This is a genomic window from Echinicola strongylocentroti (assembly GCF_003260975.1).
In the GTDB taxonomy this organism is placed as follows: Bacteria; Bacteroidota; Bacteroidia; order Cytophagales; family Cyclobacteriaceae; genus Echinicola; species Echinicola strongylocentroti.
The window spans coordinates 5387103-5404432 of record NZ_CP030041.1 but is presented as its reverse complement, the minus strand read 5'-3'; the positions used below and the strand labels follow the sequence as shown (position 1 = coordinate 5404432).

The following is a 17330-nucleotide window of genomic DNA, read 5'->3' as shown; positions in this document are numbered from 1 at the left end:
CAATTTATGCACCTCGTTATCAACACTTTTGTAAGCTTCTAATGATCAACAACTTGTAAACACACACTTACTCTCCAGATCAATATCACTACAATAATGGACAAATTGATCATAATTAGTAAAAAATACCACTTTCACGGTATTTCATAAAACACTGAATAGCAGTATATTTACTCTCACACAGCTACACACATCACATTACGATCAACAGTATTATCAATCACAACAGGGTAACCTGTATTTTTCTTTATTAAAATTCCTGGAACAGGAAAGAATTATGAGACGAACCCATAAATTAAAAATGATTGCTATTATTACATGTGGAATGCTGATGATGACATTCCCTGGAAAAGTGGATTATGCCTTTAAAAGCCTTGGCATTACAGAACTTAGGCCAGTTACAATATTAAAGGAAATCGCCATAATCCGCCTCCCTCTGCATGTCCCCAAGCCTTTAGCTACTTCCCATACCAAGGTAAAAGTCGATTCCAGCCGTACTGAAGAAGAATGTACTTGCCTTTTGTAACCCTTATTCCAAGATCCCAAAAAAGAAGTAACCAAAACAGCTAATGTAGTTGAACAATATAGACACATAGGGCACAGCAGAATCCTGTTGTTACAGCAGCTGTGCTGCGGAACCACGAAAATTGAGTTTTTAACTCACCTCCACTTTGAGAGCTGCTCTTCGGGAGGTGGTTTGAGGTTAGCCTCATCAATCAAAAACATAGGGGTACCCACTGCGCTATGTGTCCTCATGTTCCTATGTGGTTCTTTTAAAAACCAGTCTTGGACGTTTTATGGGCTTTGCCAAATGTAGTTGAACAACATAGACACATAGGGCACAGTAGGAACCTGTTGTTACAGCAGCTGTGCTGCGGAACCACAAAAATTGAGTTTTTAACTCACCTCCACTTATGAGAGCTGCTCTTGGGGAGATGGTTTGAGGTTAGCCTCATCAATAAAAAACATAGGGGTACACACTGCGCTATGTGTCCTCATGTTCTTATGTGGTTCTTTTAAAAATCAGTCTTGGGCGTTTTATGGGCTTTGCCAAATGTAGTTGAACAACATAGACACATAGGGCACAGCAGGAGCCTGTTGTTACAGCAGCTGTGCTGCGGAACCACGAAAATTGAGTTTTTAACTCACCTCCAATTATCATAGCCGCTCTTGGGGAGGTGGTTTGAGGTTAGCCTCATCAATAAAAACATAGGGATACCAACTCCTCTATGTGTCCTCATGTTCCTATGTGGTTCTTTTAAAAACCAGTGAAAACCTGCATTATCAGCGTTCCATCATTATTCAAAAAACCTATGTTTTCTATCTTCCTATGTGGTTAAATACAATACCTCCTCCAAATCACCATTGGTTTGTAGTCAATATGACGGTTCTTTCGTAATTTCACCCTCCCATAATATATAAAGGACCCAAATTAGGTTAAGAGCATGACTAAAGTCAATGTGGCCATCAATGGCTTCGGGCGGATCGGCCGCTATGTATTTAAGCTACTTCAGCAACATCCAAAAATCAACGTAGTGGCCATCAATGACCTGATGGACATCACCAACCTTGCGCACTTGCTCAAGTACGATTCCGTTCATGGGAAATTTCAGGCTGAAATCACCCCCCAACCCGATTCTCTTCTCATAGATGGTAAAACCATTCAAATCTACGGTAAGCAATCGCCCAGCAAACTCCCTTGGAAAGAATTGGATGTGGACATCGTGGTCGAATGTACGGGGCGATTTGTCGAAAAGAAAAAGGCAGAAGGCCACCTTCAAGCCGGTGCCAAACGCGTGATCATCTCTGCTCCTGCTTTGGGGGATGTGCCCACGGTGGTGCTCGGTGTGAACGATGCCATCCTCACAGGAAACGAACCGATTGTCTCCAATGCCTCCTGTACCACTAACTGCCTGGCACCTATGGTCAAGGTATTGGAAGACCATTTTGGTATTGAAAAAGGCTTTGTCTCCACGGTACATTCTTATACGGCTGACCAAAACCTACAAGATGCTCCACACCGTGACCTGAGAAGGGCACGTGCTGCTGCCTGCTCCATTATTCCCACCACCACTAATGCCGCCAAAGCGGTCGAGCTCGTCCTTCCCCAGATCAAAGGAAAACTCCACGCCATGGCCTATCGAGTGCCCGTTCCTGATGGATCGCTCACCGAAATGAATGTGCTACTAAAGAGAGCCACCACCAAAGAAGAAATCAACAAAACCATGCTTGAGGCCGCTAATTCGAGCATGAAGGGGTATATTGAATACACGGAAGCCCCATTGGTGTCTGTAGACATCATCGGAAACCCCCATTCCTGTATTTTCGATGCCAGCCTCACCGAGGCCAATGGTGCGCTGATCAAAATCATCGGTTGGTATGATAATGAGTCTGGTTATGCGAACCGAGTGGTTGACCTCATTGGGAAAATCAGCCGTTTTGACTAAAAACAAGCGCTCATGAAGACCGTCAGTACCACCTTGGAAAAATTTGATTCCAATCTTTGGCAGTACCATTTGCCAGTGCCAGATGATGTCGCCACTGCTTTTATAGAAGGAGATGACCGTCGGGTAATCTGTAAAATCGCGACTATTCGATTTCATGCAGCGCTTATGAAAAGCAAGGCCTATTGGTTTATCCTGCTCAACACCACCCTGAGAGAAAAACTGGGCATTCAAGAGGGGAAAAAGGTGACCATCAATCTCGAAAAAGACCGATCTGAATTTGGTCATGACATGCCCGAGGAGCTTCAGGTCCTCCTTGATCAAGATGAGGAAGGAAACAAGTATTTTCGCTCATTGACCATGGGCAAGCAAAGAAGCTTGGTCTATATCGTCACCAAGGTAAAAAACAGCAACAGCCGACTGAATAAAGCCTTGGCCATCGTAGAGCACCTCAAGGAGGCAAAGGGCACCTTGGATTTTAAAATACTCAACGAAAAAATCAAGTATTACAACAACTTGGGGAGGTGATGGTTTTGTCCTACCAGATAGTACAAATTCCTTTTCTGCAACTGTGTTAACTCCATTTCCTGCTAGTTTTGTAGCGCACCAATGAAAAGAAACACCGTATGTCGCATCATCACCATCACCATGGGCACCAAAACATCAAACTGGCTTTTTTTCTTAATCTGGCCTTTACTGTTTTGGAGTTTTTCGGAGGACTGTACGTCAACAGTATTGCGATCATATCGGATGCTTTGCATGATTTAGGAGATAGCTTATCACTAGGACTTTCTTGGTACCTTGCCCGCAAATCAGATAAAGAAGCGACCAAAACCTTCACCTTTGGATATAAGAGGTTCACGCTTCTTGGCGCACTGATCAATGGGCTTATCCTGTTTGGCGGATCGGTCTTTATCATCAAAGAAGCCGTCACTCGCATCATCCACCCAGAACCATCCGATGCACAAGGCATGCTGGTCTTTGCCATCATCGGAGTGCTGGTAAACGGCTATGCAGCCTATCGCCTGAGCCATGGCAAAACCCTAAACGAAAAGGTGATTTCTTGGCATCTTATTGAAGATGTGTTGGGCTGGGCTGCGGTATTGGTGGCTTCCATCGTGATGCTTTTTGTGGATACTCCCTATATCGACCCGGTGCTTTCACTTCTGATCACCTTATATATCCTTTGGAATGTCATCAAAAGGCTGAAGGAAACACTCATGATTTTCTTACAGGCCAGCCCAAGTGAAATCAATGAAAAAGAAATCAAAGAAAAGTTACTCCAACTCCCCCATGTCCAGTCCCTGCACCATGTCCACATCTGGTCACTGGACGGTGAAAAACACGTCTTCACTGCCCATATTAAGCTCAAAGAAGTACAGGGCCTTGACGAAATGCTCGCACTAAAGAAGGCCTTAAAAAAACTCCTCAAGGATTACCCCTTTTCCCACCATACCATCGAAGTAGAACTCCCAGGTGAGCAATGTGCCATGGAGCCATTGGATTCCCCAAACAGCTCTTCTTAGGCCTCTTGCTAACTCTCTGTATGTAAACCTCAAATATATAAGAAACCGCACCAATTGCTGCATCATACTGTCTGGCATGGAAGTCATACCAACCGGTTTTTACATCTAAGGTCTTGGACTGGAACAGTTCCTTGGTGAAGGCTTCTCCTTCACGGACCCAGTTTTGGGAGATAAGGCCATTTCCTCCCCTGCAAGCTGGCTCCTCGCTAAATCAGTCCACCGGACTGATTCTTCACGCTCTGCCCTCAGTCATCTGAATCACGGGACCTTCGGATACTTCCACCTCAAAATCATCAAAAGCCTGTCCCGTATGACTATCGGGAAACGCCTCAGAAAGCCGCTTGCTGTCGCTACTTAGGTACTTGTCTGCCGTGGCAGAAATGTAATAATATCCCGGCTCTTCCGCCACTACTTCCTGATAAAGTTCCTCATGGGGCACATTGGTTTCGTTTGGAGTCGGAGACTCCACTTACACCATTCCGCAGCATAGCTGTCGGAATAACGGGATACTGGTTTGGTTTTTGGCCGGATGATGATAACGAACGCCGCTTTACCCGTGACCGTCATCGTTACTCCAAACGTCACTTTGTAGAGCAGGGCTATTTCACCCGTTTTTTCCACCTTTCGGGGTGCTGATTTGTGTTGAACACGGATATGACATCAATATCATTCCCATTGACAACATACAAAACCTGGTACGGAAAACGGTCTACTACAAAAGCCCTGACTTTCTTTTTGTAACGGCTACGATAAGTTGTCGGATTGTCGGTTATGGCTTGTTCCACTGCATCAAGTGCATTCAAAAAATCCTCTCCCAAACCTTCCTTTTGCTTTTCATACCAAAGATAGGAGTCGTAAACATCCGATTCCGCCTCTTCGGATAATCGATAGTTATAGGGCATCTTTTGCACGCTTTCTTACCCTGTCCTTTACCGTCTCCCATGAGGAGAACCTCATTTCCCCGTTTTCATACTTCTCAAGCCTGCTGTCCAGTTCCTTCTTCTGTTCTGCACTTAATTCAAAAGAACTTTCCTGCTGTTCTTTTAACCCTTGAAGTTTTTTAAGGACAGACTTGTCCTGAAGCTCGGTAAGCCAGTGGATAAGATCGATTTTAACAGATTGTACGTCCATATCTATCATAATTTTGCACGTTAAAGTTAACGATTTATTTTTGCAATTGATTCACCCCATCGGATGGCGTTTCTGTACAGCCACCTTCAGAATGAATTTTGGTCCGAGTTAACGTCAAGTTATGAACTTAGGTATTAAATGAGAAAGATCAGTCTACTAAACTACCACCGACAAATGTTGGTGGGTTGGTGGGAAAGTCGTCAAATGACGACTCAGGAATCGCTAATCTTGAAATCATCGTCTGACTCTTTCTCTACGTCTTGGTTCTTAATATATTCCATAATTACCTCATCGGTCACATTTCCCGAACTCTCCACAAAATAGCCTCGAACCCAGAAATAACGAACCCAGTACTGTCTTGACAAGCTCTTGAACTCACTCAACACCTTCCAGCTACTCTTACCCTTCAACTCCTTGACCAAACCGCTTACCGACAAATGTGGCGAAACCGATAAAATTAAATGAATAGGATTCCTAGGGATTCAAAAAATGCCCCCTGAAAATAAGAACCATGTATTTGCCCTGCTCGATGCTTTTATCAAGCAAGCTAAGTTGCAAGGCATTCTGTAACAAAAAAAACCCAACTATTGCAGGAATCACAAACCAAGCTAGCTCCCCATCCGGTTATCCTCTCCCCTCCCTGGAAGAAACAGCGGCCTACATCAAGGCATACAAGCACCTTCCCGAAATCCCTTCGGCTACCAAAATGGAGAAAGAAGGCATCAACCTTAAGGAAATGAATTTACTCCTGCTCAAAAAATGGAAGAAATGACCCTCCACATGATCGAAATGAAAGCTGACATTCAGGAACTAAAGGAAGATAACAGGGAGTTAAAGGAGGCCGTTTTAAAGAAATAAATTCCTTATTCTTCCAGTCGGAAGATTTGGTAAGTATCTTGTCCAAGTCACCGCTGCGCTGAAGACTTGGACCAGATGAAGCTTCCCCACCAGAATTGGTAACTACCAAATGCCAGTTTTAATCAATTGCACAAGTGTTTTGGGATTTGAAATAGAATTACCATATTATCTTGGAGAACAAATAAAGAGTCATTCCAAGCTTTTTTATATATTTGAAATGGAGGAAATAAATCACCTAAACTGCATGGCCTCGATTTACCTGAAGGAGTCCAAAGTGTCAATGACCTAATCCCAATACTATCGCAGAGGCTTTTATCATACGGCTGAATACCAGCCGAAAGGATTAGGCTGTCATTAACAAACCAACCACCTCTCTCTTGTTCATTTAAAATCCAAGTAGTATCTAAATTTGTTTGACAATCTACCCACAGTTCTTTTGGCTCCTCACAGCTAATAATAAAAAAGAAAGCAATTATAACGATAACAAATAGTTTCATATTAAATTTTTCATTTATTTCCATATTGAACAGTTGATTGTCCATAGTTTAACCCAACATTTGCAAAAAGAAATTCTAAAGCCGACGCTCCTATAGAAATGGTATTCCCCAAACTAAACAACTTTCCTCCTTTTACATTGGCATATGATCCTGTAACACCTGCAGATACAAATGGTAAAAGGGTTAAATTTAAATTAGCTTCACCTCGTAGACCTCCAAAAGTATAAAGATTTAAATCATTTACCGATCCAGTAAAATAAAATTTAGAGACTTCGATTCCTCCGGACACCTGAATATCGGATATCATTCCTGCCCCTTTATCTCTAAGTATGTGCCAACCTTTATCATCGCCTCTTGTTATTAATAATCCACCTGCTTCCGTGGATATAGCACCTCCAAAACTAGCATCAACCGTGAGGCCAACAAAATATCCATCAGCATAAAATAAGTGCCTGGTTTTTCCTGAAATTGCTGCAGCCATCAAACCATCACCAAATAATCCAGTATGGATTCCATGATTTAACCCAGAACTAATAGCACCATTTCTAAATCCATCCCAAAATCTTCCACCAGACGCTGTTGATCCTATTCCTCCTAGAAGTGCCCCACCACCTATTCCTGCAGCACCTTTAATAAATTTGTTATTTACATTTGAAGTAAAGCCTTGAGTAACACTTGCTCCGAGGGAACCTAAAGCCCCCGATAATGCACCAGAGCCAAAATCCCCCCCATAGCAGCATTCATAGAACCTCCTAACAAACTATGTGCACCAGCCTGAAATCCAACCTTTCCTATTCCGGATAAACTAGATGCTACCTGCCCTATTCCGAACGAAGCTGCCCCACCAACTGCTCCTGTAATAGCTGCTAAGCCGGCATTCTTAAAAAAACCTTCTCCACTTGATACATTTGCAATTCCATTTGTTAAGAAACTAATTGCAGCCCCAATTAGTGCAGGAACCACAAACTCCCCATCCGGATCAATCCCAACTATTGGATTATTCCCCATCACCAGGTAAGGACTTATAAACTGATTCTGCGGATCTACCGCAAACCACCTTCCCAATGCCGGATCATACTGTCTGGCATGGAAGTCATACCAACCGGTTTTTACATCTAGGGTCTTGGACTGGAACAGTTCCTTGGTGAAGGCTTCTCCTTCACGGACCCAGTTTTGGGAGATAAGGCCATTTCCTCCCCTGCAAGCTGGCTCCTCGCTAAATCAGTCCACCGGACTGATTCTTCACGCTCGGCCCTCAGTCATCTGCACCACGGGACCTTCGGATACTTCCACCTCAAAATAATCAAAAGCCTGTCCCGTATGACTATCGAGAAACGCCTCAGAAAGCCTCCGGCTGTCATTGCTGAGGTAAATATAATAATACCCTGGCTCTTCTGCGACCACTTCCTGATAAAGTTCCATGCGTTAGCCTGAAGGCTATGGTTGTTCCGACCGCTATGCTGCGGAACCACTAGCCTGGAGTTTTCAACTCAAATCCACCTAGCCAGTGGTTTCATGCGGAGCTTGCTATAGAGTATCACCAAACCTTTACCATAGGCTTAAGCCCTTCATGCCGTAGGTATGAAAGCTTGGTAACAGCCACCCCCATCAGCTTTCGGTCATGTGCCGTAGGTACATCACTATGGATCAATAAAATTTCCCAAGAGCCTGATTTCTAATACGAATAATAAATCGAGTTCATGTTTATAATAAAAAACACATTATCTACAGCTTCCTCCTCCACTGTTTCTTCTCGCCTTTTCGTTTTTTGTTGTCAAGGCGTTTCTTGACTGCGGATTTGGTAGGCTTGGTGGGTTTCCGCTTTTTCTTTCTTACAAACACCTTGCTGATCAATTGACCGAACTTTTGTAATGCCAAGGTTTTATTCTGTAGCTGCGACCGGCTTTCCTGCACCACCACTTGGATATGCCCGTCGGCATTGAGTTTTGTGCCCAGCTGCTCCAACACCTTGTCTTTTTCTTCTTCTGTAAGGATTTGGGAGCTTCTCACGTCAAAAACCAACTGAACCTTGGTATTGACCTTGTTGACGTTTTGTCCTCCGGGACCACCGCTTTTGGCAGTCTTAAAAGTAACCTCATTGCTAAAATCCAAACGGGAAATCTGTGATGCGGTACGCATAATACTATCGGTGTTTTTTGTGCTTTTTGAGGTATTCTGAAGGAGAAATATCCATCACGTTTTTGAATTGGCGATTAAAATTTGACAAGTTGTTAAAGCCACATTCATAGCCTACTTCCGAAATATTCAACCGCTCTTCAATCAGCAATTTGCAGGCATACCCCACCCTGATTTCATTGAGAAATTTTGAATAGGTCTTTTTCGTTGCCTTTTTAAAATACCGGCAAAAAGCTGTCGGGTTCAAGTGCACCAGATCGGCCACCTCTTCAAGGGAAATGTTACGCTTAAAATTATTAAATGTAAATGAAAAAACCTTATCCACTCTGTCGTCCCCAGAGATGTGAAGCGGAAAGCTAAAGCCATCCGTGCTAAGTATTTCATAATCCTTCTCTTCGGCCAGGACCGCTAAAAACTCCATGAGCTTTACCAGTTTGTGAATGCCTTCCAGCACTGACAGCTCATGAAAAATTTCCAACGCATTATCATGGATTTTTCCAGTAAACTTTATTCCTTGATTGGCCCTATCAAGCAGTGAACGAATGTCCTTCATCTCAGGCAGCATCAAAAACTCCGCCCCTGCAAAATCCTTTTTGAAATGGATACTATACGCCTGCGCACCGCCTTCCTCTTTGGAAGAGAAATATTCTGGGTCATTTTGCCAAAGGTGGGGAAGATTCTCTCCAATTAGGATCAAATCACCTTCTTTAAATTGCTCGATATTGTCCCCGATAAACCTCGTGCCGCTACTTTTGGTAATGTACACCAGTTCCAGTTCACTATGATAGTGCCAGACATCCAAAAAGTATGGATAGGAATGGTGTGCCACCATAAATGAACGACCAAAAGGACTTTTTCTTTCTAATAACTTGGCTTTCATAATCACTGGGTGAGTAGTCTGTTCCAACAACAAAGAACATTCAATAATACAAATATTATCTATCAGAAACAATAAAAACAGATTAAACGCAAAAATAGTATCACATATAACGAAGATTAATGTAGAATAAAAGCCCCTAAAACTCCAACTTGCAAGACCATTTAAAGTAGAAAGTTAAACCTATCAAGTTTTCATACATGAGCATTAAAATTACTGACTATCAAGTCAAAGACATTCGGTTTCCTACCAGCAAGGAAAAACATGGCTCAGACGCCATGAACCCAGACCCGGATTATTCCGCAGCCTACATTATTCTAAAAACCAACCAAACGGACCTAGAAGGCCATGGCCTTACCTTCACCATTGGCCGGGGCAACGAAATATGTTGTGCTGCATTGGAGGCAATTGCCCATCATGTGATTGGCAAAGACCTCTCAGACCTTACCGCTGATATGGGAGCATTCTGGAGAGAGGTAAACAGTGATAGTCAGATCAGGTGGCTTGGACCAGAAAAGGGCGTAGTCCACTTGGCCACTGGTGCCTTGGTAAACGCTGTATGGGACCTTTATGCCAAAGTGGAAGAAAAACCGTTATGGAAACTTCTGGGTGACATGACTCCTGAGCAATTGCTATCCTGCATCGACTTCACCTACATCACCGATGTACTGACCAAGGAAGAAGCCCTTGCTATACTGAAAGAAACTGCTGAAGGCAAAGAAGAACGGGTCAGGTACCTTGAAGAAAACGGGTACCCAGGATATACCACCTCTGCTGGGTGGCTAGGCTACTCTGATGAAAAAATCAGAAGACTATGTCGCGAAGCCAAACAAGAAGGCTGGAAACACATTAAGATGAAGGTCGGTGCCAACTTGCAGGACGACATCCGTCGGGCGGGGATCATCAGAGAAGAAATCGGTAACGAGATGTACCTGATGATGGATGCCAACCAACGATGGGAAGTAGCAGAAGCCATTGAAAATATGAAAGAATTGGCTAAATTTAATCCGCTATGGATTGAGGAGCCAACCAGTCCGGATGATATTCTAGGGCATAAGGCCATTGCTGACGCAGTTCATCCTATCTTGGTAGCCACTGGTGAACACTGCCAAAACAGGGTCATCTTCAAACAGCTCATGAAAGCAGGAGCACTCCAAATCTGCCAGATCGATAGCTGCCGCGTAGGCGGTGTAAACGAGAATTTGGCCATAATGCTCATTGCCAAAAAATTTGACATCCCAGTATGTCCACATGCCGGAGGAGTCGGACTTTGTGAATATGTGCAACACTTGTCCATGGTAGACTTTATTTCCATCAGTGGCACCATGGAAGGCCGTGTCATCGAATATGTCGATCACCTGCATGAACACTTCATTGATCCGGTGATCATCAAGAACGGTCGCTACCAAGCTCCAAAACTCCCGGGATACAGCATCGAAATCAAAGCGGAATCCTTGGCAGAATATGACTTTGCCACTGGGCCTGTATGGAATGAAGAAACTGCCAAGGCCTAAACCGTAATAGATTATCTAATACCTATTCTGGGTTCAATAAACGGTGAAAACCGCCAAAAATTTTCAGCATTCCACAGGACAGGCTTTTAGGTGAAACTGATTAGCTTGCCATACAGAAAATTGGACGAAATATAATTATGAAAAATAAAACCATCTTAATTACAGGAGGGGCAAGTGGCATTGGCTTGGCCATGACCACTCGTTTTGCCGAAGAAGGCGCCAACGTTTTTTTTATTGATTATGACCAAAAGGCAGGGGAAAAAGCGGCCAATGACCTCATCGCAAAAGGGCTTACGGTTACTTTTCTCCAAGGAGATGTGTCGAAGACCTCTGAAATGCAGGACACCATTGCTTCTATTCCCGGAAATATTGACGTATTGGTCAACAACGCAGGGATTTCACATATTGGAAACTTGGAAAACACAGGGGAAGATGACTTTGACAGGCTCTATCAAGTAAATGTCAAAGGGATCTATAACTGCAGCTTGGGCACACTTCCCAAAATGAAAGAAAATGGCGGCTCCATCATCAATATGGCCTCTATTGCCTCGACCATGGGACTCCCAGATCGATTTGCCTATTCCATGACCAAAGGGGCTGTCTTTGCCATGACCCTTTCGATGGCCAGAGATTATGTCGAATACAATATCCGTGTCAACAGCATCGCCCCGGGACGGGTACACACCCCTTTCGTGGATGGCTTCTTGGCCAAAAACTACCCGGGCAAAGAAAAAGAAATGTTTGACAAGCTAGCCGCTACCCAGCCTATCGGAAGAATGGGCAAACCAGAGGAAATTGCGGCGATGGCCCTGTACCTCAGCTCAGATGAGGCGTCATTTCTTACTGGCGGAAACTACCCGATAGACGGAGGGTTTGTCAGCTTGAAGATGTAACTTCGGCCCTGACTGATCTTATGACAGTCCAGCGGGTTCAGGATTTAAAATCCTGAGCCCGACTAAAGGGGATGGGCAAATCCCCTGACAAAAAATCAAGCAACTAAGTAACCTAATAACTACACATGAAATTATTACGATTTGGAAACCCTGGGGAAGAAAAACCAGGTATTGAAAAAGCCAATGGAACCCGCATAGACTGCAGTGCCTTCGGAGAAGATTGGACAGAAGACTTCTTGGACAAAGACGGTCTCAATAGACTCGCTACATGGCTGGAAAGCAACGAAGCCAACTGTCCGGAAATCAGCGGTGATGTTCGCCTCGGCCCTCCCATCAAGCGCCCATCCAAAATTATCTGCATCGGACTGAACTACTCCCTTCACGCCAAAGAAAGCGGAATGGACGTGCCTAAGCAGCCCGTGATCTTCATGAAAGCTACTTCTTCCCTATGTGGCCCGAATGACAATATCATCATCCCGCGCAACTCCGAAAAGACCGACTGGGAAGTGGAACTTGCCGTAATGATCGGTAAAAAAGCCAGCTATGTGGACAAGGACAACGCCATGGACTATGTAGCCGGATACTGTCTGCTTAACGACGTATCAGAGCGTGACTTCCAACTCAATCATGGTGGGCAATGGGTAAAAGGAAAGAGCAATGACCACTTCTCTCCACTCGGACCATACTTGGTTACCAAAGACGAAATCAAGGACCCACACAACCTGAGACTTTGGTTAAAACTCAATGGCAAGATGCTCCAAGACAGCAATACTTCTGACTTGGTATTCGACATCCCTACCTTGGTAAGTCACCTGAGCAACTATATGACACTGCTACCTGGTGATATCATTTCCACCGGAACACCTGCAGGCGTAGGACTCGGCCTGAACCCGCCTACGTACCTAAAAGAAGGTGATGTGGTTGAACTGGGCATCGATGGACTCGGCACTTCCAGTCAAAAGGCCGTGAATTATAAAGGATAATTTCAACGATTGCTTTGCCTGCCAGTCAAACGATTGGCAGGCTTTCTTTTTTCAACCCGGATTATGCGTTAGGAATCGTAGTGAGAGCTGAAATTACAAGAAAATCAGTTAGTTTGGAGGCATTAGCGTAGCACCGCTACGGTTATGCCGAAAACTAAAGTGAAACGGCTGATTTTGAAGCAGTTTAAGGTCGCAACACCTGTGCGCCGTGGCGTAGATAGGCTAATGCATATTCCGGGTTAAACCCAAAAACCAACGTAAACAATATGAAAATCGATGCTCATCAGCATTTTTGGCAGTATAACGCAGATAAACATGCTTGGATAGATGACAGCATGCAGGTCATCCAACGGGATTTTTTGCCAGCGGACTTAAAGCCCCTTTTGGATAAGGAAGGAATTGATGGAAGCGTGGTGGTTCAGGCTGACGAATCATTTGAGGAAAATACTTTTTTGCTCGATCTAGCAAGCCAAAACCCTTGGATCAAAAAAGTAGTGGGATGGGTGGACCTATCCTCAGAAAACATCTTGATGGATCTAGAAAAATATGCCCAAGAACCTAATATGACAGGATTCAGGATGATCCTCCAAGGCCAACCTCCCGAGCTGATGGCAGCACCGTCCTTCAGAAATGGGATCAGCCATCTCCAAAAATTCGGTTTCACCTACGATATCCTCATTTTCCCCCACCACTTGGACGAGGCCACCGATCTGGTGACCCAATTCCCCCAACAGCCCTTTGTGATCGACCATCTAGCCAAACCGTATATCAAAGATGGCAAAATAGACGAATGGGCCACAAAGATGAACCGGCTGGCAAAAAGGGAAAACGTCTTCTGCAAAGTCTCCGGAATGGTCACAGAAGCGGATTGGAGCAATTGGACAAAAGAGGGGTTGAAACCATACATGGATGTGGTTTTTGAGGCTTTTGGCACCAAAAGGTTGATGTTTGGAAGTGACTGGCCAGTGGCCCAAGTAGCAGCAGACTATCCATTAAATGTAACCATCGTCGAGAATTACATCCACCAGCTAAGTCAACACGAGCAAGCCGACATTATGGGAAATACGGCTGCAGGGTTTTATGGTATTTGATAATTGTTTTTTGGTACTGAACTGAAACAATACGGCACAAATTTCGTTCATTTAATAAAATAATTTGTCAAATGATCAAAGATAGCCATCAAACTACCGAACACTATAAAAAGCTTGTAGAGGTACTAGGAAAAGATCATGTAAAAGAGACCATCAACAGTCCTTACGATTTTATCCATATCGCTAAGAAAGGCATCAGTTCATCCATTGTAAAAAACTTCAAGGACTACTTCAATATATCAAGAGAAGATACCGCTCACATGTTGAACATATCTTCTCCAACACTTTACAGATGGATCAAAGCCAAAAAACCTTTAGACCGTAATTATTCCATTCTACTATTCGAGCTTACCGATTTATTTCTTTATGGTATTGAAGTATTCGATAGTAAAGAAAATTTCAACAAATGGCTCAATCTTCCCAATACTGCCCTTGGAGGTATAGAACCACACGAGTTATTGGAAGTACCAGGGGGTATATCTAAAGTAAGGGATATACTAGGTAGAATTGAACATGGGGTTTATAGTTAAGGGGATATGCTTATTTATAGGATTGTAAACCGCAAATACGCAGGAGATCTATCTGGCACAGGAGCTGCATTGTTCGGTGGACGCTGGAACAAAAAGGGAACGCCTGTTCTTTACACTGGAGAAAACAAAGAAATCGCTCTGCTGGAAACAATCGTCCATACTCCTCCAATGCTTGTTCCTGAACTGGATATCGTCATTCTCAAATGCCCAGACAATATCACTTCATTGTCCGTTGAAGAATTACCTCCCAATTGGAAAGCCTATCCTGCCCCCACTATCCTTGCAGAATTAGGTGAAAAATGGGTAACAAAAAATAAAACAGTAGCCCTAAAAGTTCCCAGCTGTATCATCCATAGCTCTCACAACTTCATATTAAATTGCCAAAACCCAACTTATAAAGAAGTCAAAATTATCGATCGACAACCATTCCATTTTGATCCAAGGTTAACTAATTAGAAATATGTCAAAGAGATACACCATGGCACTGGACCTGAAAAATGATCCAAGGCTAATCGCAGAATACGAAGAATACCATCAAGCCGTCTGGCCGGAAATCCAAAAGAGCATCAAGGAGGCTGGTATCCACATGATGGAAATCTATCGCTGGGAAAACCGGCTCTTCATGATCATGGAAACAGATGAAGATTTTTCTTTTGAGAAAAAAGCCGCCATGGACGCTTCCAATCCAAAAGTAAAGGAATGGGAAGACCTGATGTGGACTTACCAGCAAGGCCTGCCCGGCGTACCTCAAGGCGAAAAATGGCAAGTCATGAAGAAAGTATTTGAATTGTAGTTCTTTTTATCCCTCCTAGAGTCCAATATTCATAGAGAATAAATTTAACTAACCAAATAGTTGACTTTCTGGCGCTTTGTTTCTACATTTATAGAAACGACTCTAAAAACATAGAAATGAAGCTGTCTGCAAGTGAAGAACAATTGATGAATTACCTCTGGAAAATGGGGACGGCATTTATGAAGGATTTACTCCTTGCCTATCCTGATCCAAAGCCAGCCCCCACCACAGTGGCCACTTTGCTCAAAAGAATGGCTGATAAAAAATTCGTAGCGTACAGAACCTTCGGCAATTCGCGGGAATATTATCCGCTAATCAAAAAAAACACCTATTTCGGCTATCACGTAAAAGGATTGATCAAGAACTTCTTTGACAACTCCCCGGCTCAGTTTGCATCCTTCTTTACATCAGAAACAGATATGAGCGAGGAGGAATTACAGGACCTCAAAAGGCTCATCGACCAGCAACTTAAAAACAAAAAACCATGATTGCTTACCTTATAAAGTCGGCCATTGGACTTTTGCTCTTTTATTTGGCTTACCATGTATTTCTTTCAAAGGAAAAAATCTTCTGGTTCAATCGCTACTACCTCATTGGCAGTTTGATAATTTCCTTTACGGCTCCACTTTTTCATTCACCCTTTTCATCCACTCCCGAGCTAAAACACTTCCCTGTCCTTGTTGAATCCGTCTCGCACCTCCCCAAAGAGCTGGAAGCACCAGTTCAGCAGCCCTTACTTTCTGATCCACCACCTATTTCACCTGCCCTCTCTATTGAGCAAATGTTCAGTTTTATTTATGGTTGTTGTTTCATGATTTCCCTATTTCGTTTTGTCAGAGGCATTTGGAGCTTTCATAAGCGAATCAAAACCTGTCAAATAGTTGATCAAGACGGAATCAAGGTAGTAATGGACACCGATAAAGGTACACCGTTTACCTTTTTGAATTATGTTTTTGTGAACAGCTCAGAATATAAAAACAACCGATTGGATGCCCAGTTATACCATCATGAGATAACGCACGCCAAACAATGGCACAGCCTTGATATAGTGTTCATTGAGCTCTTAAAAACTATTTTTTGGTTCAATCCCATTCTACGCTTTTACAAAAAAGCCATTCAGCTCAATCACGAGTATTTGGCCGATGAATCCGTGAACCGTCAATTTGGGAATATCAAAGACTATCAACTCCTATTACTTTCCTACGCCAGCCAACAACAGCAATGCCATTTTGCCAGCTATTCAAATCATTCACTTACCAAAAATAGAATGAAAATGATGTACAAAACCACCAATAAAACCAGCATTCTATCAAAATGCTTTATAGCTATCCCCATAGCCTTGGGATTAACGCTTCTTTTCAGCATGAAGCCACAGAGACCCAAATCAGTTTCCAAACCTCTCATAAATACTCACGAGCCAATTGGCGGACAAAATGAATATTTAGAGGAGCTTAAAACGCACTATCAGCGTTTTGAAGATAGTATGGATAAAAATGGAAGTGTCGACCTCCGAGAGATAGACATTGACCGCATGAGGCAATTATGGGATTTAATGTCCAATCAACAAAAAGAAAAAGCACCTAAAATGAGCAGTATTCCTGCACCTCCCGTCTTGGACAAAAAACATCCCACAAATTTCCAACTTAAAGAATGGAGTAATAACCCAGAATACGCTGTCTGGGTGGATAGAAAGCAAATCTCAAAAAGCGAATTGAAAAAATACAAAAAGGAAGACATTGCCTTGTGGAATTATCGAAGAAACTATACGAAAACCAACGGAGAGAAATACGACTATGAAATAGAGGTTCATTTAATGACCAACAATGAATTTTATTGGGCCTATTTCCTTAACAGAACGGGTTATGACGGGATTTCCGTCTATAAAAGAGCCCTTGAAATCTATTACGAACACCAAAAGCATCCAAAAAAATACGTTGGGCAATTGGGCGGAAAACTCAGTGAACTACAGCAAATTTATGGCAATATCCCTCAATGGAAAATAGAAAAATACAATGTCAAGCCCCCATCTGAAGTGCTCACTGACCAATAAATCCGTC

General features: G+C 43.2%; 24 protein-coding genes. 14 read left to right on the top strand and 10 right to left on the bottom strand.

The features are described from left to right. Window positions 1-301: 301 nt before the first annotated feature. The 4 genes from DN752_RS21445 to DN752_RS21430 all read left to right on the top strand — a co-directional run bounded on the left by DN752_RS21445 (window position 302) and on the right by DN752_RS21430 (window position 3970). Window positions 302-526 (top strand): hypothetical protein, encoded by a 225-nt coding sequence (locus tag DN752_RS21445; RefSeq protein ID WP_162633306.1) that lies wholly within the window; start codon window positions 302-304, stop codon window positions 524-526. 919 nt (window positions 527-1445) lie between these two features. Beyond that, window positions 1446-2447 carry a type I glyceraldehyde-3-phosphate dehydrogenase gene (gap, locus tag DN752_RS21440; protein WP_112785879.1) on the top strand — a complete coding sequence of 334 codons (1002 nt, stop codon included), beginning with the start codon at window positions 1446-1448 and terminating at the stop codon, window positions 2445-2447. A 12-nt stretch (window positions 2448-2459) separates the two neighbouring features. Then, window positions 2460-2972 carry a YdeI/OmpD-associated family protein gene (locus DN752_RS21435; protein WP_112785878.1) on the top strand — a complete coding sequence of 171 codons (513 nt, stop codon included), beginning with the start codon at window positions 2460-2462 and terminating at the stop codon, window positions 2970-2972. 98 nt (window positions 2973-3070) lie between these two features. Then, on the top strand, window positions 3071-3970 hold the full coding sequence (locus DN752_RS21430) for a cation diffusion facilitator family transporter (protein ID WP_112785877.1): 900 nt from the start codon (window positions 3071-3073) through the stop codon (window positions 3968-3970). Window positions 3971-4202: 232 nt separating this feature from the next. Here DN752_RS21430 and DN752_RS21425 read toward each other — a convergent pair whose 3' ends face one another. The 4 genes from DN752_RS21425 to tnpA all read right to left on the bottom strand — a co-directional run bounded on the left by DN752_RS21425 (window position 4203) and on the right by tnpA (window position 5559). Beyond that, window positions 4203-4409 carry a hypothetical protein gene (locus DN752_RS21425; RefSeq protein WP_162633305.1) on the bottom strand — a complete coding sequence of 69 codons (207 nt, stop codon included), beginning with the start codon at window positions 4407-4409 and terminating at the stop codon, window positions 4203-4205. Window positions 4410-4569: 160 nt separating this feature from the next. Next, on the bottom strand, window positions 4570-4872 hold the full coding sequence (locus DN752_RS21420) for a type II toxin-antitoxin system RelE/ParE family toxin (RefSeq protein WP_112785875.1): 303 nt from the start codon (window positions 4870-4872) through the stop codon (window positions 4570-4572). Next, complete coding sequence (locus DN752_RS21415) at window positions 4862-5101, bottom strand: addiction module protein (RefSeq protein WP_245949346.1); 240 nt, start codon at window positions 5099-5101, stop codon at window positions 4862-4864. Before DN752_RS21415 ends, DN752_RS21420 begins: the two co-directional genes overlap by 11 nt. A 212-nt stretch (window positions 5102-5313) precedes the next feature. Beyond that, window positions 5314-5559 carry an IS200/IS605 family transposase gene (tnpA, locus tag DN752_RS21410; RefSeq protein ID WP_262511705.1) on the bottom strand — a complete coding sequence of 82 codons (246 nt, stop codon included), beginning with the start codon at window positions 5557-5559 and terminating at the stop codon, window positions 5314-5316. Window positions 5560-5630: 71 nt separating this feature from the next. Here tnpA and DN752_RS21405 point away from each other — a divergent pair, with 71 nt between their 5' ends. After that, complete coding sequence (locus tag DN752_RS21405; RefSeq protein WP_112785872.1) at window positions 5631-5873, top strand: hypothetical protein; 243 nt, start codon at window positions 5631-5633, stop codon at window positions 5871-5873. A gap of 208 nt (window positions 5874-6081) precedes the next feature. Here the strand turns inward: DN752_RS21405 and DN752_RS21400 are convergent, their stop codons facing one another. From DN752_RS21400 to DN752_RS21375, 6 genes are all read right to left on the bottom strand, one after another. Beyond that, the gene (locus DN752_RS21400) at window positions 6082-6501 is read right to left on the bottom strand and encodes a hypothetical protein (protein ID WP_112785871.1); all 420 of its coding nucleotides are present in this window, start codon (window positions 6499-6501) and stop codon (window positions 6082-6084) included. Then, the gene (locus DN752_RS21395; protein WP_112785870.1) at window positions 6467-6937 is read right to left on the bottom strand and encodes a hypothetical protein; all 471 of its coding nucleotides are present in this window, start codon (window positions 6935-6937) and stop codon (window positions 6467-6469) included. The genes DN752_RS21400 and DN752_RS21395 overlap by 35 nt, the downstream gene beginning before the upstream one ends. Before the next feature lie 209 nt (window positions 6938-7146). Further along, window positions 7147-7593 carry an RHS repeat domain-containing protein gene (locus DN752_RS25025; RefSeq protein ID WP_262511704.1) on the bottom strand — a complete coding sequence of 149 codons (447 nt, stop codon included), beginning with the start codon at window positions 7591-7593 and terminating at the stop codon, window positions 7147-7149. Window positions 7594-7698: 105 nt separating this feature from the next. Next, complete coding sequence (locus DN752_RS21385) at window positions 7699-7878, bottom strand: hypothetical protein (RefSeq protein WP_112785868.1); 180 nt, start codon at window positions 7876-7878, stop codon at window positions 7699-7701. 303 nt (window positions 7879-8181) lie between these two features. Next, on the bottom strand, window positions 8182-8595 hold the full coding sequence (arfB, locus tag DN752_RS21380) for an alternative ribosome rescue aminoacyl-tRNA hydrolase ArfB (RefSeq protein ID WP_170134467.1): 414 nt from the start codon (window positions 8593-8595) through the stop codon (window positions 8182-8184). 4 nt (window positions 8596-8599) lie between these two features. Continuing rightward, a complete protein-coding gene (locus DN752_RS21375) occupies window positions 8600-9472 on the bottom strand; it encodes an AraC family transcriptional regulator (RefSeq protein ID WP_112785866.1) in 873 nt (290 codons plus the stop codon). A gap of 197 nt (window positions 9473-9669) precedes the next feature. Between DN752_RS21375 and DN752_RS21370 the strand changes: the two genes are divergently transcribed. The 9 genes from DN752_RS21370 (at window position 9670) to DN752_RS21330 (ending at window position 17323) form a co-directional block, all read left to right on the top strand. After that, window positions 9670-10983 (top strand): L-fuconate dehydratase, encoded by a 1314-nt coding sequence (locus DN752_RS21370; RefSeq protein ID WP_112785865.1) that lies wholly within the window; start codon window positions 9670-9672, stop codon window positions 10981-10983. Window positions 10984-11120: 137 nt separating this feature from the next. After that, the gene (locus DN752_RS21365) at window positions 11121-11876 is read left to right on the top strand and encodes an SDR family NAD(P)-dependent oxidoreductase (RefSeq protein ID WP_112785864.1); all 756 of its coding nucleotides are present in this window, start codon (window positions 11121-11123) and stop codon (window positions 11874-11876) included. A 125-nt stretch (window positions 11877-12001) separates the two neighbouring features. Further along, window positions 12002-12859: a fumarylacetoacetate hydrolase family protein gene (locus DN752_RS21360; RefSeq protein ID WP_112785863.1), complete on the top strand. Its 858-nt coding sequence runs from the start codon at window positions 12002-12004 to the stop codon at window positions 12857-12859. Window positions 12860-13125: 266 nt separating this feature from the next. Next, window positions 13126-13950 (top strand): amidohydrolase family protein, encoded by an 825-nt coding sequence (locus DN752_RS21355; protein ID WP_112785862.1) that lies wholly within the window; start codon window positions 13126-13128, stop codon window positions 13948-13950. 71 nt (window positions 13951-14021) lie between these two features. Next, window positions 14022-14480 (top strand): type II RES/Xre toxin-antitoxin system antitoxin, encoded by a 459-nt coding sequence (parS, locus tag DN752_RS21350; protein WP_112785861.1) that lies wholly within the window; start codon window positions 14022-14024, stop codon window positions 14478-14480. 6 nt (window positions 14481-14486) lie between these two features. After that, window positions 14487-14936 carry an RES family NAD+ phosphorylase gene (locus tag DN752_RS21345; RefSeq protein WP_112785860.1) on the top strand — a complete coding sequence of 150 codons (450 nt, stop codon included), beginning with the start codon at window positions 14487-14489 and terminating at the stop codon, window positions 14934-14936. A gap of 4 nt (window positions 14937-14940) precedes the next feature. After that, window positions 14941-15273, top strand: coding sequence for an L-rhamnose mutarotase (locus DN752_RS21340; protein ID WP_112785859.1), 333 nt, complete (start codon window positions 14941-14943; stop codon window positions 15271-15273). Between the two features lie 116 nt (window positions 15274-15389). Beyond that, window positions 15390-15761 (top strand): BlaI/MecI/CopY family transcriptional regulator, encoded by a 372-nt coding sequence (locus tag DN752_RS21335; RefSeq protein ID WP_112785858.1) that lies wholly within the window; start codon window positions 15390-15392, stop codon window positions 15759-15761. Next, entirely contained in the window at window positions 15758-17323 is a 1566-nt protein-coding gene (locus DN752_RS21330) for a M56 family metallopeptidase (protein ID WP_112785857.1), read from the top strand. The genes DN752_RS21335 and DN752_RS21330 overlap by 4 nt, the downstream gene beginning before the upstream one ends. The last annotated feature ends 7 nt before the right edge of the window (window positions 17324-17330 follow it).